The sequence below is a fragment of the Micromonospora sp. C41 genome (assembly GCF_018070485.1).
GTDB classification, from domain to species: Bacteria; Actinomycetota; Actinomycetes; order Mycobacteriales; family Micromonosporaceae; genus Micromonospora; species Micromonospora chalcea.
Genome location: NZ_JAGPXP010000025.1, coordinates 76,608 through 92,312 on the forward strand (window position 1 = coordinate 76,608; position 15,705 = coordinate 92,312).

The following is a 15,705-nucleotide window of genomic DNA, read 5'->3' on the forward strand; positions in this document are numbered from 1 at the left end:
ATGTCCCGCCGTCCCGGCTCAGCGCGGAAAGACCTCGAACTTCGGGGACTTGTTGGTCAGCGACGGCGGCACCCGGTAGTGGCGGAGAGTGAAGCCCATCATCTCCCGGAACGCGGGCGCGGCCACCGCGCCGCCACCGCCGCCGGGGCTCCACACGAAGACCGCCACCACGTACCGGGGGTTCTCCGCCGGGGCCATGCCGATGAACGAGCCGACCTCACCGGGCTGCTGCTTGCCGTTGTCGTAGCGCAGCCCGGTGCCGGTCTTGCCGGCCACCCGGTAGCCGGGCACAGCGGCGGCCAGCCCGGTGGCCTGCCCCTCCGGGCCGTCGACGGTGGTGACCGCCTCCATCATCCGGCGCAGCGCGGCCGCGTTCGCGGGGCTGAGCACGGACCGGGTGGTCGGCGTCGCGGCGGGGCTGCGTGTGCCGTCCGCGCCGATCGTCTCCTTGACCAGGTGCGGCTGCACGTACGTGCCGTTGTTGGCGATGGCCGCGTATGCGGCGGCCATCTGCAGCGGCGTGGCGTCCACGCTGTGCCCGATCGGCACCGACCCGTACGCCGAGCCGCTCCACTGGTCCGGCGGGAGCAGCCGGCCGGCCGCCTCACCCGGCATGCCCTCGCCTGTCACCTGGCCCAGCCCGAACCGCTTCTGGTAGTCGAAGAGCCGTTCCTTGCCCAGCTTCTCGCCGATCTCGATCGTGCCGACGTTCGACGAGAAGGCGAGCATGCCGGGGATGCTCATGGTGCGGCCGTCGACCGGGTGGGTGTCGCGGAAGGTGACCCCGCCCCGCTCGATGGTGTTGGCGACCGGGAACGCGGTGTCCGGGGTGATCACGCCCTCCTGGAGCGCCGCGCCGAACGTGATCGCCTTGTGGATCGAGCCCGGGTCGACCACGAACGTGGTGGCCGCGTCGTCCCGGTCCGACGGCGAGGTGACCTTGGTGGGGTTGGCCGCGTCGTACGTCGGCTGGCTGGCCTGGGCCAGCACCTCGCCGCTGGGGATCTCGATGATCACCGCGGCGCCGACGCTGCCCTTGACCTTCTCCGTCTGCTTCGCCAGGATCCGCTGCGTCATGAACTGCAGGTCCCGGTCGACAGTGAGTTGCAGCGAGCTGCCCGGCTTCGGCTGGGTGGTCCGGCTGTAGCCGCCCGGGATGGGCGCGGCCAGGTCACCCTGGCCCACCTCGTAGGTCCGCTTGCCGGCCTGTCCCCGCAGCACGTCGTCGTACCTGGCCTCCAGCCCCTCCAGGCCGTTCATGTCCTGGCCGACGAAGCCGAGCAGGTTCGCGGCCAGGTCCCCGCCGGGCACCTCGCGCCGCTCGTCCCGGTGCACGTTGATGCCGGCCAGGTCGAGCGCCATGATCCGCTTCGCGGTGCCGATCTCGACGCCCCGGGCCAGGTAGACGAACTGCAACGGGGTGTCGGTGCCGGGCAGGTTGCGCTCGCGCATCTTCTCGGCCAGGTCCGAGGCGGGCACGCCGAGCAACGGGGACAGCGCCCGTGCGGTGGCGGCGCGGTCCTTGACCCGGGTCGGGTCGGCGAACACGTACCGGGCCTCCACACTGTGCGCCAGCGGCTCACCGTTGCGGTCGAGGATCGCCCCGCGCGGGGCCGGCAGCTCGACCACGGCGAGCCGGTTGGGCAGACCGCCGTCGGCGTACGCCGGGGTGTCGACGGTCTGGAGGTAGACCAGCCGCACGCCGATGCTGGCGAACAACGTCAGCGCCAGCAGCGTGCCGAGGCGCAGCCGCCGGCGCGGGTCCCCCAGCCGCGGGGGCCGGCGCGGCTTGCGGACCGGTCGGCGCGGCTGGGCGGCGGGACGGCGCGGCTGGGACCGGCGGCGCGGCGGCGGCGCGTCCTCCTCGTCGTCGAACGGCTCCCGCACGGGCCGGGACGAGACGGTCCGCACCACGCCGGCCCGGCCGCCCGCGGCGGTGGCCCGGCGGCCGGTCCGGGCGCCGTCGCCCGTGGGCTCGCGCGTGCCGGCACGCCCGGCCCGGCCGCCGTCGAGCACCTGCAACGCGGGCCGGAACGGGTCGCCGGACCGGGTGCTGCGGGGGGTACGCCGTTGCTCGGCGCCGCCGCCCTCGCGCACGGTCCGTCCGCGTGGGGTGTACGCCCGGGCGTCGGAGATCCCGCCGAGACCCGGCTCGCGCGGCTCCGACCCCCGCGACGATCCGCGCCGGGAGCCCGTGGCGTCCCGGCGCGGATCCTCCGATCTCGGCGGCACCGCTCAGCCTCCGTTGCCCTGCTGGCTGGTGACCGACGGGGCGCCCTGGGCGGGGTGCGGCACCCCGATGGTCTGCCCGTCCGGCAGCCGGATGTAGGCCGGGTCCTCGGACTCGACCAGGCCCAACTTGCGGGCGTTGGCGGTCAGGTTGCCGGGCGCCTTCTGGTTGGCGATCTCCTTCTTGAGCTCCTGCTCGTCCACGTCGAGCTTGGCCTGCTGCTGCTGGAGCCTCTCCAGCTTGAAGGCGTTCTCATTGATCTTGGTGTTGACGGCCAGGATGCCCAGCACCCCACCGACCACGAGAACCAGGATCAGTGCGACGAAAGGCGCCCGGGGCACCCGGATCGGCGCCGGCGGGGCGACCCGCAGGCGCGGCGCCGGCGTGCCGGTGACCCGGGTCCGCTCGGCCGGCCGCAGAGCGGCGCTGCCCTGCGTCGGGAACTCGCGCGCCCCCCGGGCGCGAGTGTCCTCCCGGCGGTCGGTCGCCGTCGTGGCCCGCGTGGTGCGCTGCGCCGCGGTCCGGCCCCCCGACCGCGGTGCGCGCTGCCCGACGGCTCCCCGGCCGTCGCGCTTCTCGACGTTCATGTCCCCTCCCCCTCTTCGTCCGTCCCGATCCCGTCCCCCGGAGCCGACGCGGGGTCCGTCCCGGACCCCGGTGACCCCGTCCCCGGTTGGTGCATCGCCTTCACCCGGCGGCGGTACCGTTCGCGGTCGGTACGCCCCTGCCGGGCCGCCTCCGGGTCGAGCCGTTCCGCTGCCCGCAGCCGCACCGAGGCGGCGCGCGGGTTCGCGGCCACCTCCGCCTCCCCGGGCAGCTCGGCGCCCCGGCTCAACAGCCGGAACGTCGGGCCCGACCCGGGCAGTTCGACCGGGAGGTCGACCGGGCCCTTGCTGCGGACCCGGTCGGCGAGCGCGTGCTTGGTGAGCCGGTCCTCCAGCGAGTGGTAGGACAGGACCACCATGCGGCCGCCCACTGTGAGCTTGTCCAGAGCGGCCGGCAGCGCTGTCTCCAGCGCTGCCAGTTCTCTGTTTACCTCGATCCGTAAAGCCTGAAACGTTCTCTTTGCCGGGTGTCCGCCAGTTCGTCGGGCTGGCGCCGGAATGCTCTCCCGGACCAGCTCGGCCAGCCGGGCCGACGACGTGATCCGGGCCCGCTCCCGTTCCCGGATGATCGCCGAGGCGATCTTCCCGGCGAACTTCTCCTCGCCGTACACCCGCAGCAGGCGGGCCAGGTCCGGGTGGGAGTAGGTGTTGACCACCTCCTCGGCGGTCACCCCCCGGGTCTGGTCCATCCGCATGTCCAGCGGCGCGTCCTGCGCGTACGCGAACCCGCGGTCGGGCGCGTCCAGTTGCAGCGACGAGACGCCCAGGTCGAACAGCACCCCGTCGATCGCCGGGTAACCGAGCCGGTCGAGCACCTCGGGCAGCTCGTCGTAGACAGCGTGCTCCAGGTGGATCCGGTCGGCGAACCGGGCCAGGCGGACCCGCGCGTGGGCGAGCGCCTCGGTGTCCCGGTCCAGGCCGATCAGCACCGTGTCCGGATGCGCCGTGAGCACCGCCTCGGCGTGCCCGGCCAGGCCGAGCGTGGCGTCGACGTGGACGGTGCGACCGGGCCGGCCCAGCGCGGGGGCCAGCAGCTCGAGACACCGCTCGAGCAGCACCGGCACGTGCGTGCCGCGTAGCTCCCCCATCTCGACCCCCACCCCGTTCGCCAACCGTTCCGTCACGTGTCCGTCGTCGCCACGACGCCTCGCCATACCGCCAGATCCCCATCCGCTCCCGCCCGCCGGAGGCCGCGGCCCTCCGTGTCGGATCGTGCGCCTGGCACCGGGGAAGGGGTGCCAGGAACTCGAAAGCGGCTGGAGATCTCGCAGTACGTCGGGCGCCGTCACGCCCTACAGACCGCCGGGCAGCACCCCCTCCTCGATGTCGGCGAAGTCGTCTTCGCTCTCCGCGAGGTAGGCCTCCCAGGCCGCCTTGTCCCAGATCTCCACCCGGGTGCTCGCTCCGATCACGACCAGATCCCGGTCCAGTGCCGCGTACGACCGCAGGTGGCCGGGTATGGTGACCCGCCCCTGCTTGTCCGGCACCTCGTCGTGCGCGCTGGCGAAGAAGACCCGGCTGTAGGCCCGGGCCGCCTTGCTCGTCATCGGCTGCGCGCGCAACTGGTCGGCGATCCGCTGGAACTCGGGCATCGGGAAGACGTAGAGGCAGCGCTCCTGCCCTTTGGTGATCACGACACCCCCCGCCAGTTCGTCCCGGAACTTCGCCGGCAGGATCAACCGGCCTTTGTCGTCCAGGCGCGGAGTGTGGGTGCCGAGGAACATCGGCCCAACCCCCTCGCCCTGAGCGGCGTTCGCGGCGCCGCTGACCCCCCGGGCCGGTGTGGCCCTCCCGGCCTCACCATCGCGCCCCACTCTACTCCACTTCCCTCCACCTGCAACCAGAATCGCCCGCGCGGCGTGGCGTTTCCGCGCGCAAAACCGCACGTCAACGCGGGTGGGGCGGAGTGGAGGGGGTGGGGCGCGCCCGGCACCGTCCGCTACCCGACATCGACCGACGCCGTCCGGCCCTGCGCGCTCCACCCGTCCGCCGGAACGTCCCCGGCCGAACGGTTCGCCGTCGGCGGCGATCTGGTGGAGGTGGCGGTCCGGTAACCTCGCTCGCGTGACGGACGCGAAGATGCCCTTGCGGGCAAAGGTGGCCAGCTCCGTGTCGCGCACCGCCGCGGCGCTGTCGCGGGCCGCGGGCCGTGGCGACGGCTCGGTGATCGGCGGCTGGATCGGCCTCAAGATCGACCCGGACCTGCTCGCCCACCTCTCGGCCGGGCGCGCCATCGCCCTGGTGTCCGGCACCAACGGCAAGACCACCACCACCCGGCTCACCACCGCCGCGGTCGGCGTGCTGGGCCGGGTCGCCACCAACTCCTTCGGCGCGAACATGCCCACCGGCCACACCTCGGCGCTCGCCAAGGCCGGCAGCACGCCGTACGCGGTGCTGGAGGTGGACGAGCACTACCTCGCCCAGGTGCTGGAGGCGACCGAGCCGCACGTGGTGGCGCTGCTCAACCTCTCCCGCGACCAGCTCGACCGCGCCAAGGAGGTCGCCATGATGGCGCAGCTCTGGCGCGCCGCCCTGGTCCGGCACCCGCGGGTACGGGTGGTCGCCAACGCCGACGACCCGATGGTGGTGTGGGCCGCCACCCCGCCGGCCGACCCGGCCCAGGGCCACGTGCCGCCGCACGTCACCTGGTTCAGCGCCGGGCAGCGCTGGCACGACGACTCCTGGGTCTGCCCCGAGTGCGGCTCCACCATCCAGCGCTCCGGTGAGCAGTGGTGGTGCACCGGCTGCCCGCTGCGCCGCCCCGAGCCGAACTGGACGGTCGAGGACGACGGCGTGCTCGACCCCACCGGCGCCTGGCACAAGATCCGGCTCCAGCTCCCCGGCAAGGTCAACCTCGGCAACGCGGCCACCGCCCTGGCCGTCGCCGCCGAGTTCGGCGTACGCCCGGTGGACGCGGTCTCCCGGCTCGGCACCGTCACCTCGGTGGCCGGCCGCTACGCCCAGGTGGACCGCGACGGGCGCAACATCCGGCTGCTGCTGGCGAAGAACCCGGCGAGCTGGCTGGAGGCGTTCGACATGGCCGACGTCGCGCCGACACTGCTGTCCATCAACGCCCGCGACCCCGACGGGCTGGACACCTCCTGGCTGTTCGACGTGGACTTCTCCCCGCTGACCGGCCGGCAGGTGCTGATCACCGGCGACCGGGCGTACGACCTGGCGGTGCGGCTGGAGGTCAACGGCGTGCCGTTCCAGCACGTCCGCAGCTTCGACGAGGCGGTCCGCGCGGTGCCGCCGGGCCGGCTGGAGGTCATCGCCAACTACACCGCCTTCCAGGACATCCGAGCGGAGCTGGACCGTGTCAACTGAGAGCCTGCGCATCGTCTGGATCTATCCCGACCTGCTGTCCACCTACGGAGACCGGGGCAACGCGCTGATCCTGGCCCGCCGGGCCCAGCTGCGCGGCATGCCGGTCGAGGTGCTGGAGGTCCGCTCCGACCAGCGGCTGCCCGCCACCGCCGACATCTACCTGATCGGCGGCGGCGAGGACGGCCCGCAGGCGCTGGGCGCCCAGCGGCTGATCGCCGACGGCGGCCTGCACCGGGCGGTGGCCCAGGGCTCGGTGGTGTTCGGCGTCTGCGCCGGCTACCAGTTGCTCGGCACCTCCTTCTTCGCCAAGGGCACCCGCTGCGCGGGCCTGGAGCTGCTCGACCTCTCCTCCGACCGCGGCCCCACCCGGGCCGTCGGCGAGCTGGCCGGCGAGGTCGACCCGCGGCTGGGCATCCCGCACCTGTCCGGGTTCGAGAACCACGGCGGCCGTACCCACCTCGGGCCGGGTGTGTCCCCGCTGGCCCGGGTCACCGCGGGCGTCGGCAACGACGGCGCCACCGAGGGCGCGTGGCGGGGCAAGCTGCTCGGCACCTATTCGCACGGCCCGGCGCTGGCGCGCAACCCCGACCTGGCCGACCTGCTGCTGCGCTGGGCGACCGGCATCCACCAGCTCCCGCCGCTCGACGACACCTGGGCCGACCGGCTCCGCTCCGAACGCCGCACCGCGGTGGCCGCCGCCCCGAGGCCGTGACCGACGCCGCCCGGCCGGGGCGGCGACCGGTGGCCCGCCGGCTCGCCGGGTTGCTGCGGCAGCCCTCGGCGCGCCGGTTCGGGCTGCTCCTGCTGCTGCTCGCCGGGTTCGGCGTGACGCTGCTGCTGGTGCCGCGGCCGGATCCGGCCGACCTGCCCCGGCTCGCCGACTCGCTCGGCGGCTACGGCCCGCCCGCGGCGGTTCTCGGCGGCGCGCTGCTGCTGGTGGCTCTGGTGCCGCGCACGTTCGTCACGCTGGCCGCGGGCGCGATCTTCGGCCCGGTGCAGGGCGCCGCGTACGCGCTCGGCGCGGCGCTGCTGGCGGCGGCCCTCGGCTTCACGGTGGGGCGGGTGCTCGGGCGCGACTTCGTCGCCGAGCGGGTACGCGGCCGGCTGGCCCGCCTCGACGGCTGGTTCGCCCGGCAGAGCGTCTTCGGCGTGATCACCGTACGGCTGCTGCCGATCGCCGGGTTCGGCCTGGTCAGCTACGGCTACGGCACCACCGCCGCCCGGGTGGTGCCGTTCCTGGCCGGCAGCGTGATCGCCTCCGCCCCCACCGCCATCGGCTACGCGGCGATCGGGGCGGCGGTGACCAGCCCCGGGTCGATCAACTGGTACGCCGCCGCGCCGGCCAGCCTCGGCCTGATCGCCAGCGTGCTGATCGTCCACCGCTGGTGGCGGGCCGAACGGCGACGCCGCGCGACCTGACCGGCGGGTGGGCGTGTCCACACGCGGGACACCCCCACCCGCCGGTCAGACGACGACCGAGACCATCCGGCCCTTCACCACGATCACCTTGCGCGGCTCCTTGCCGGCCAGGGTGCCGGCGACCGCCTCCAGCGCCGCCGCGCGGACCGTCTCCTCGGACGCGTCGGCCGGCACCTCGATCCGGCCCCGGACCTTGCCGTTGACCTGCACCGGGTACGTGACCGACTCGGCCACCAGCAGGGCCGGGTCGGCGACCGGGAAGTCCGCGTACGCCAGCGAGTGCTCGTGGCCCAGCTTGCGCCACAGCTCCTCCGCCATGTGCGGGGCGAACGGGGCGACCATCAGTACCAGCGGCTCGGCCACCTCACGCGGCGTCTCCGCCAGCCGGGTCAGGCCGTTGGTCAGCTCGATCAGCTTGGCGATGGCAGTGTTGAACCGGATCCCGTCCATGTCGGCGCGGACCCCGTCGATCGCCTTGTGCAGCAGCCGCCGGGTCGCCTCGTCGGCCGGCGCGTCGGTGACCCGCAGCTCACCGGTCTGCTCGTCGACGACGGTGCGCCAGACCCGCTGCAGGAACCGGTACGAGCCGACGACCGCCCGGGTCTCCCACGGGCGGGACACCTCCAGCGGGCCCATCGACATCTCGTACACCCGGAACGTGTCGGCGCCGTACGCCGCGCACATGTCGTCCGGGGTGACGACGTTCTTCAGCGACTTGCCCATCTTGCCGTACTCGCGCCGGACCTCGGTCTCGCCGTGGAACCAGCGGCCGTCGACCTCGACGACCTCCTCGGCGGGCACGTACGCGCCGCGCGGGTCGACGAACGCGTACGCCTGGATCATGCCCTGGTTGAACAGGCGGCGGAACGGCTCGAACGACGAGACGTGGCCCAGGTCGTACAGCACCTTGTGCCAGAAGCGCGCGTACAGCAGGTGCAGCACGGCGTGCTCGGCGCCGCCGACGTACAGGTCGGTGCCGCCGCAGTCACCCGGACGCTGCGGCCCCATCCAGTACGCCTCGTTCTCCGGGTCGGCGAAGCGCTGCGAGTCGGTCGGATCCAGGTAGCGCAGCTCGTACCAGCAGGAGCCGGCCCACTGCGGCATCACGTTGGTCTCGCGGGTGTAGCGCTTGGGCCCGTCACCCAGGTCCAGCTCGACCTCGACCCAGTCGCGCCGCCGCGACAGCGGGGTCTCCGGGTTGCTGTCGGCGTCGTCGGCGTCGAACGTCTTCGGCGAGAAGTCCTCCACCTCGGGCAGCTCGACCGGCAGCATCGACTCGGGCAGCGCGATCGGCGCGCCGGTCTCGTCGTACACGATCGGGAACGGCTCGCCCCAGTAACGCTGCCGGGAGAACAGCCAGTCGCGCAGCCGCCAGGTGACCGCGCCGGCGCCGTGTCCGTTCGCCTCCAGCCACTCGATGATCCGCGCCTTGGCCTCGGTGACGCCCAGGCCGTCCAGGTCGATGCCGCGCTCCGGCGCGGCGCTGTTGATCGCCGGGCCGTCCCCGGTGTACGCCTTGCCGGCGAAGCCCTCCGGCGGCTGCACGGTCCGCACGATCGGCAGCTCGAAGACCTCGGCGAAGTCCCAGTCCCGCTCGTCCTGCGCGGGCACCGCCATGATCGCGCCGGTGCCGTACCCGGCCAGCACGTAGTCGGCGATGAAGATCGGGATCTGCCCGCCGGTCACCGGGTTGGTCGCGTAGGCGCCGACGAAGACGCCGGTCTTCTCCTTGCTGTCCGCCTGCCGCTCCATGTCCGTCTTGGCCGCGGCGGCCTTCCGGTACGCCTCGACGGCCTCACGCGGGCTCGCGTGCCCGCCGGTCCAGGCGTCCTTCGTCCCCTCCGGCCAGGCGGCCGGCGTCAGCACGTCGACCAGCTCGTGCTCGGGGGCCAGCACCATGTAGGTGGCGCCGAAGACGGTGTCCGGCCGGGTCGTGAACACCCGCACCGGCGCGGCGGCTGTCGGGAAGTCGATGTGCGCGCCGGTCGACCGGCCGATCCAGTTGCGCTGCTGCAGCTTGATCGGCTCCGGCCAGTCCAGTGTGTCCAGGTCCTCCAGCAGCCGGTCCCCGTACGCGGTGATCCGCATCATCCACTGCTTCAGGTTGCGCTTGAAGACCGGGAAGTTGCCGCGCTCGGAGCGGCCGTCGGCGGTGACCTCCTCGTTGGCCAGCACGGTGCCCAGGCCCGGGCACCAGTTGACCGGCGCCTCCGAGACGTACGCCAGGCGGTGGTCGTCCACGACGCGCCGCCGCTCCCCCACGGACAGCTCGGCCCACGGCCGCCCGTCCGGGGTGGCGCGGGTGCCGCCCTCGAACTCGGCGATCAGCTCGGCGATCGGCCGGGCCTTGCGCGCGTCCGTGTCGTACCAGGAGTTGAAGACCTGCAGGAAGATCCACTGCGTCCAGCGGTAGAAGTCGGTGTCGATGGTCGCCACCGACCGCCGCTCGTCGTGGCCCAGCCCCAGCCGGCGTAGCTGCGCCCGGTACCGCTCGATGTTCGCCTCGGTGGTGGTGCGGGGGTGGGTGCCGGTCTGCACCGCGTACTGCTCGGCGGGCAGGCCGAACGCGTCGAAGCCCATCGCGTGCAGCACGTTGCGCCCGGCCATCCGCTGGTAGCGGGCGTAGCAGTCGGTGCCGATGTAGCCCAGCGGGTGGCCGACGTGCAGGCCGGCGCCGGAGGGGTACGGGAACATGTCCAGCACGTACAGCTTCTCGGCGCCCGCGCGCGGATGACCCGGGTCGGCCAGCGGGCCGGTCGGGTTCGGCGCGTGGAAGGTGCCGTCCCGCTCCCAGGTGTCCTGCCAGCGGTGTTCGATCTCGTCGGCCAGTGCGGCGGTGTACCGGAACGGGGGAATGTCGGTCGCCGGTGCGGCTGCCTCACTCATGGCGTCTCCTCGGCGCGGATCGGGCGATTCGAAAAATTGTGGGCGGTCTGCTGCGGGCACAAAAAAGCCCCTCGCGCAGGAGGGGCGGCCGTGCTGTCGCGCGTTCAGCGCATCAACACGGCTCGGTAAGAAGCAGGAAGAACCCGGCCATGCAGGCAGTGTACCTCGCAGCCCTCGGCGGCGGCGCGCCCGTTCCGCCCGGAGCGGCCGGTCCCCCGGTCCGGCGAATATTCCGGGCGTAACCGACCGACCACCTGCGGGAGTCGGCAGTAACGACAAACATGGTTAGCCTGAGAGGCCAGTGAGATTACTGCGGCAGACGTGGCTCGGCGTCGCGAACCCAACGGCGGGTCCAGGTGCTCTATAAAGAGCTGCCGTCCAGGCGACGAGGAGGAGGCCCGTGACACAACAGACCTGGGACGAGGTGGGCGGTCTGCTGCCGCACGACGAGTTCCGCGCCGCCAGCGAGGCCATCGTGGCCAACATCGAGCAGGTCATCGAGGGCAAGACCGCCACCGTCCGGCTCGCCCTGGCGGTGCTGCTGGCCGAGGGCCACCTGCTCATCGAGGACGTGCCCGGCGTCGGCAAGACCAAGCTCGCCAAGGCGATGGCCCGGTCCATCGACTGCTCGGTCCGGCGGATCCAGTTCACCCCCGACCTGCTTCCCAGCGACGTCACCGGCGTGAGCGTCTACAACCAGGAGACGCACGACTTCGAGTTCCGCCCCGGCGCGGTCTTCGCCAACCTGGTGGTCGGCGACGAGATCAACCGGGCCTCGCCGAAGACCCAGTCGGCGCTGCTGGAGTGCATGGAGGAGCGCCAGGTCACCGTCGACGGCGTCACCTACCAGCTGCAGACGCCGTTCATGGTGATCGCGACGCAGAACCCGATCGAGATGGAGGGCACGTACCCGCTGCCCGAGGCGCAGCGCGACCGGTTCACCGCCCGCATCGCCATGGGCTACCCGGACCCGCGCGCCGAGCTGGCCATGCTCGACGGGCACGGCGCCACCGACCCGCTGTCGGGGCTGCGGCCGGTCTCCGACGCGGCCACCGTCCGCCGGCTGATCGGTCACGTCCGGCAGGTGCACGTCGCCGACGCGGTCAAGCAGTACGCGATCGACCTGGTCACCGCCACCCGGGAGGCGCCGGACCTGCGCCTGGGCGCGTCCCCGCGGGCCACGCTCCAGCTGCTGCGCACCGCCCGCGCGGTGGCCGCCCTGGAGGGCCGCGACTACGTGCTGCCGGACGACCTCCAGGTCCTCGCGGTGCCGGTGCTGGCGCACCGGATCATCCCGACCGCCGACGCCCAGCTGGCCCGGCGCACCACCGACGCGATCGTCTCCGAGCTGGTGCACCGCCTGCCGCTCCCGCACGACCGGCAGCGTTCGCCGTACGACACCCGCCCCGGCGGCGGCAACAACGGCCGCGGGCCGTACGAGCCGCGGAGGCCGTGACGTGCGCGACGGCCTGCGTGGGCTGACCACCCGCGGCCGCTCCTTCCTGGCGGCCGCGGTGGCCGCGGCGATCTCCGCCGGCATCCTGGGCGAGAAGGACCTGCTCCGGGTGGCGGTCCTGCTCGCCGTCCTGCCGCTGCTGGCCGCCGCGTACGTCGGGCGCAGCCGGTACAAGCTGGCCTGCAACAGGTCGCTGGAGCCGCACCGGGTGCCGGTCGGGGCCAGCTCCCGCGTGGTGCTGCGGCTGCAGAACCTGTCCCGGCTGCCCACCGGCACGCTGCTGCTGGAGGACCGCCTGCCGTACGCGCTGGGCAGCCGCCCCCGGGTGGTGCTGGAGCGGCTCGGCGCGCACCAGGCCAGCTCCGTGGCGTACACCGTCCGGGCGGACGTGCGCGGCCGCTACGAGGTGGGCCCGCTGGTGATCCGGCTGACCGACCCGTTCGGGCTGTGCGAGCTGACCCGCTCGTTCCCCAGCACCGACCACCTCACGGTGATCCCGCAGGTCACTCCGTTGCCGTCGGTGCGGCTACCAGGCGAGTACGCCGGCAGCGGCGACAGCCGGGCCCGCTCGGTAGCGGTGCACGGCGAGGACGACGCCGCCACCCGGGAGTACCGGATGGGCGACGACCTGCGCCGCGTGCACTGGAAGTCGACCGCCCGCACCGGCGAGCTGATGGTGCGCCGCGAGGAGCAGCCGTGGGAGAGCCGCGCCACCGTCGTGCTGGACACGCGCGCCGCCGGGCACCGGGGCGAGGGACCGACGGCGAGCTTCGAGTGGGCGGTCTCGGCGGCCGCCAGCATCGCCGTGCACCTGCGCCAGGCCGGCTACAAGCTGCGCCTGGTCACCGGCAACGGCGCCGACGTCGCGGCGACCGAGGCCGGCGGTGAGGGCCTGCTCCTGGACCAGCTCGCCGACGTGCACCTGGACCGGCGCGGCGAGATCACCACGCTGGTGCAGCAGGTCCGGCAGCGGGCCGACGGCGGCCTGATCATCGCGTTGCTCGGCACGCTCGGCGCCGCCGAGGCGGAGCTGCTGGCCGGGCTGCGCGGCAACGGCGCGACCTGTGTGGCGTTCCTGCTCGACAGCAACACCTGGCTGAACCTGCCGCCGAAGGCCCGCACCGAGGCGGAACGGGCGCACGGCGCCGCCGCGCTCGCGCTGCTGCAGAGCGGCTGGCGGGTCATCGGGGTGGAGCACGGCAGCCGTCTGCCGGTGCTGTGGCCGCAGGCCGGGCGCGGATCGCAGGGATTCGCGCTGCGGGCGGCCCTGGCCGAGACGGTCGCCGGAGGCATGCGATGACCGGAAGGAAGCTCCCGTGACCCCCCATCGCAACATCGGGTTCGTCGCCGCGGCGGCGACCCTGCTGGCGGCGGCCCCGCTGTCGGCGATCTTCGAACGCTGGACGTGGCTGATCCAGGCCACCATCGTGGTCGCCGTGGTGGCCGGCTCGGCCGCGTTGAGCCGGCTGGCCCGGGCGCCGCTGTGGGGCCAGGTTCTGGCGATGCTCGCCGGCCTGACCCTGGGCCTGACGTGGATCTTCCCGAGCGGCGCCGAGCTGCTCGCGTTCATCCCGGCCCCGGGCACGTTCGCCCACTTCGGCGAGCTGACGCAGGCGTCGCTGGAGGACATGCGCTCGTACGGCGTGAAGGTGCCCGACGTCGACTCGCTGCTGTTCCTCGCGGTGCTCGGCATCGGCGCGGTCGCCGTGGTGGTGGACGTCCTCTCGGTCGGGCTGCGCCGGCCGGCGCTGGCCGGCCTGCCGATGCTCGCCATCTACTCGGTGCCGGTGGCGGTCTACCTGGACAGCGTCCCCGCCACCCCGTTCGTGGTGGGCGCCGCCGGCTACCTGTGGCTGCTGGTCACCGACAACGTCGACCGGGTACGCCGGTTCGGCCGCCGGTTCACCGGTGAGGGACGCGACGTCGACGTCTGGGAGGCGTCGCCGCTGGCCGCGGCGGGCCGCCGGCTGGCAGTGGTCGGCGTGGCGGTGGCGGTGGCGCTGCCGCTGGCCGTGCCCGGGATGACCGGCGGGCTGATGAACAACGTCGGCGCCGGGCCCGGTGAGGGCAACGGCCGGCCCGGCCAGGGGGGCAGCCCGGGCCGGATCGACCTGTTCGCAGCGCTCAGCGGCCAGCTCAACCAGAGCCAGGAAACCGAGCTGGTGAAGGTCAGCACCAACGAGCCGAGCCCGTTCTACCTGCGCCTCGGCGTGGTCGACGACCTGCGGCCGAGCGGCTTCCAGGCGCGCGTGCCCACCGGGCGGCCGGTCACCCGCGGCCTGCCCGACCCGAGCGAGCGCACCCCGCGTGGCGTCGAGCGGCAGCGCTACAAGGCCACCGTCGAGGTGTCGAAGAACCTGAACATGCCGCTGCTGCCGGTCTACGCCGATCCGGTGAAGGCGGACGACCTCAACGGCAACTGGCTGTACGACTCGAGCCAGCAGATCGTCTTCTCCAACCGGGAGAACGCCCGCGGCAAGAGCTACTCGTTCGAGTACGTGCGCTCGACGTTCAGCCCGGCGGCGCTGCGCGCCGCCCCGTCCCTGCCCGCGGACAGCCCGGTGAAGCGCCAGCAGACCGAGCGGCCGTCGGTCCCGGAGGTCGAGGATCTCGTCGGCGAGCTGGTGAGGGGCAAGTCGAACGACTACGACAAGGTCCGCGCGATCTACGAGTACTTCTCCGTGGAGAACGGCTTCACCTACTCGCTGTCCACCCGCGACGGCAGCAGCGGGCAGGACATCACCGACTTCCTCGCCACCAAGGTCGGCTACTGCCAGCAGTACGCGGCGGCGATGGCCTGGCTGGTCCGGGCCGCCGGTATTCCGGCCCGGGTGGCTGTCGGCTTCACCAACGGCAGCAAGTCCGACGGCGGCACGTACGTGCTGACCAACCGCAACCTGCACGCCTGGACCGAGGTCAACTTCGGCAACGGGATCGGCTGGGTGCCGTTCGACGCCACCCCGGCGGCGAGCGTGCAGGGCTCGGTCCGCTCCGCCTGGGCGCCGGACACCGACGCCCCCGAGGAGGTCACCCCGTCGCCCGGCAGCACCGTCGCTCCCGGCGCCGCCGACCCGTCGGCCGGCCCGAACGAGGCGGACCGGCTCGACAAGGACACCGACCAGGGCCTGTCCCTGGGCGGAGGTGACCCGGCCGAGCAGAACCGGGTGTGGCCGTGGTGGCTGGCCGCGGCGCTGGCGCTGCTGGCGCTGTTCGCCGTACCGGGCCTGCGCCGCTCCACCCTGCGCCGCCGCCGGCGCGTCCGGGTCCGGGCGCCCTCGGCCACCGCGCTCGCGGTGCCGGGCCAGCGGGGCGAGGCACGGGAGGTCGTCGTCGGCGTGGACGCCGAGTCCGCCCGCGCCGACGCGCACGCCGCCTGGGACGAGCTGCTCGACACGCTCGTCGACTTCCACGTCCGGGTGGACCGCACGGAGACCCCCCGCGCGACCGCCGAGCGGCTGGCCCGGGAGGCGCTCACCGAGAACGGCGACGCCGCGACCGGGGTACGGCTGCTGGGCCGGGCCGAGGAGCGGGCCCGGTACGCGCGGGACCCGCTCGCCGGCGCGGAGTTGCAACCGGCGCTGCGGACGGTCCGGGGCGCGCTCGCGGCCGGGGCCGACCGCCGCACCCGGCTGCTGGCCGCGCTGCTGCCCCCGTCGGTGATCCAGCGTTGGCGGACCGCCCTGGCCGAGCAGTCGGCCCGGATCGTCACCACGAGCGGGCAGGCCCGGACGCAGATGCTGCGCTGGAGCCCACGCCGCCTGTTGGCGGGCCGCACGGCCCGC

Annotated in this window: 11 protein-coding genes; 6 read left to right on the forward strand and 5 right to left on the reverse strand. The window is 73.7% G+C overall.

The features are described 5' to 3' along the window. Positions 1 to 18: 18 nt before the first annotated feature. From KBX43_RS23795 to mraZ, 4 genes are all read right to left on the reverse strand, one after another. On the reverse strand, positions 19 to 2,232 hold the full coding sequence (locus tag KBX43_RS23795; protein WP_064445225.1) for a penicillin-binding protein 2: 2,214 nt from the start codon (positions 2,230 to 2,232) through the stop codon (positions 19 to 21). A 3-nt stretch (positions 2,233 to 2,235) separates the two neighbouring features. Further along, positions 2,236 to 2,817 (reverse strand): hypothetical protein, encoded by a 582-nt coding sequence (locus tag KBX43_RS23800; protein WP_043329466.1) that lies wholly within the window; start codon positions 2,815 to 2,817, stop codon positions 2,236 to 2,238. Beyond that, positions 2,814 to 3,923, reverse strand: a complete 1,110-nt coding sequence (rsmH, locus tag KBX43_RS23805) for a 16S rRNA (cytosine(1402)-N(4))-methyltransferase RsmH (RefSeq protein WP_043331095.1) — start codon at positions 3,921 to 3,923, stop codon at positions 2,814 to 2,816. Before rsmH ends, KBX43_RS23800 begins: the two co-directional genes overlap by 4 nt. A gap of 204 nt (positions 3,924 to 4,127) precedes the next feature. Beyond that, positions 4,128 to 4,559 (reverse strand): division/cell wall cluster transcriptional repressor MraZ, encoded by a 432-nt coding sequence (gene mraZ, locus KBX43_RS23810; RefSeq protein ID WP_013287610.1) that lies wholly within the window; start codon positions 4,557 to 4,559, stop codon positions 4,128 to 4,130. A 355-nt stretch (positions 4,560 to 4,914) separates the two neighbouring features. Here mraZ and KBX43_RS23815 point away from each other — a divergent pair, with 355 nt between their 5' ends. From KBX43_RS23815 to KBX43_RS23825, 3 genes are read left to right on the forward strand one after another with little or no spacing between them, the layout of a single operon-like run. Then, positions 4,915 to 6,162, forward strand: a complete 1,248-nt coding sequence (locus KBX43_RS23815; protein ID WP_210887227.1) for a MurT ligase domain-containing protein — start codon at positions 4,915 to 4,917, stop codon at positions 6,160 to 6,162. Then, the gene (locus KBX43_RS23820) at positions 6,152 to 6,874 is read left to right on the forward strand and encodes a type 1 glutamine amidotransferase (RefSeq protein WP_030500234.1); all 723 of its coding nucleotides are present in this window, start codon (positions 6,152 to 6,154) and stop codon (positions 6,872 to 6,874) included. The genes KBX43_RS23815 and KBX43_RS23820 overlap by 11 nt, the downstream gene beginning before the upstream one ends. Positions 6,875 to 6,903: 29 nt before the next feature. Beyond that, positions 6,904 to 7,581 (forward strand): TVP38/TMEM64 family protein, encoded by a 678-nt coding sequence (locus KBX43_RS23825; protein WP_374226018.1) that lies wholly within the window; start codon positions 6,904 to 6,906, stop codon positions 7,579 to 7,581. A gap of 45 nt (positions 7,582 to 7,626) precedes the next feature. On the opposite strand, the gene leuS is transcribed toward KBX43_RS23825, so the two are convergent. Beyond that, complete coding sequence (gene leuS / locus KBX43_RS23830) at positions 7,627 to 10,467, reverse strand: leucine--tRNA ligase (RefSeq protein ID WP_209962686.1); 2,841 nt, start codon at positions 10,465 to 10,467, stop codon at positions 7,627 to 7,629. 400 nt (positions 10,468 to 10,867) lie between these two features. Here leuS and KBX43_RS23835 point away from each other — a divergent pair, with 400 nt between their 5' ends. The 3 genes from KBX43_RS23835 to KBX43_RS23845 form a co-directional block, all read left to right on the forward strand. Beyond that, positions 10,868 to 11,923: a MoxR family ATPase gene (locus KBX43_RS23835; RefSeq protein WP_043329458.1), complete on the forward strand. Its 1,056-nt coding sequence runs from the start codon at positions 10,868 to 10,870 to the stop codon at positions 11,921 to 11,923. A 1-nt stretch (position 11,924) separates the two neighbouring features. Then, the gene (locus tag KBX43_RS23840; protein WP_030500230.1) at positions 11,925 to 13,223 is read left to right on the forward strand and encodes a DUF58 domain-containing protein; all 1,299 of its coding nucleotides are present in this window, start codon (positions 11,925 to 11,927) and stop codon (positions 13,221 to 13,223) included. A gap of 16 nt (positions 13,224 to 13,239) precedes the next feature. Continuing rightward, the coding region (locus KBX43_RS23845) for a DUF3488 and transglutaminase-like domain-containing protein (protein WP_043329454.1) at positions 13,240 to 15,705 on the forward strand (2,466 nt) is incomplete at its 3' end.

What these genes read in the sequence shown, in the direction of transcription:
- KBX43_RS23800 (WP_043329466.1), bottom strand. Translation starts at nt 2,817, where the DNA reads ATGAACGTCGAGAAGCGCGACGGCCGGGGAGCCGTCGGGCAGCGCGCA.
- rsmH (WP_043331095.1), bottom strand. Translation starts at nt 3,923, where the DNA reads ATGGGGGAGCTACGCGGCACGCACGTGCCGGTGCTGCTCGAGCGGTGT.
- mraZ (WP_013287610.1), bottom strand. Translation starts at nt 4,559, where the DNA reads ATGTTCCTCGGCACCCACACTCCGCGCCTGGACGACAAAGGCCGGTTG.
- KBX43_RS23815 (WP_210887227.1), top strand. Translation starts at nt 4,915, where the DNA reads ATGCCCTTGCGGGCAAAGGTGGCCAGCTCCGTGTCGCGCACCGCCGCG.
- leuS (WP_209962686.1), bottom strand. Translation starts at nt 10,467, where the DNA reads ATGAGTGAGGCAGCCGCACCGGCGACCGACATTCCCCCGTTCCGGTAC.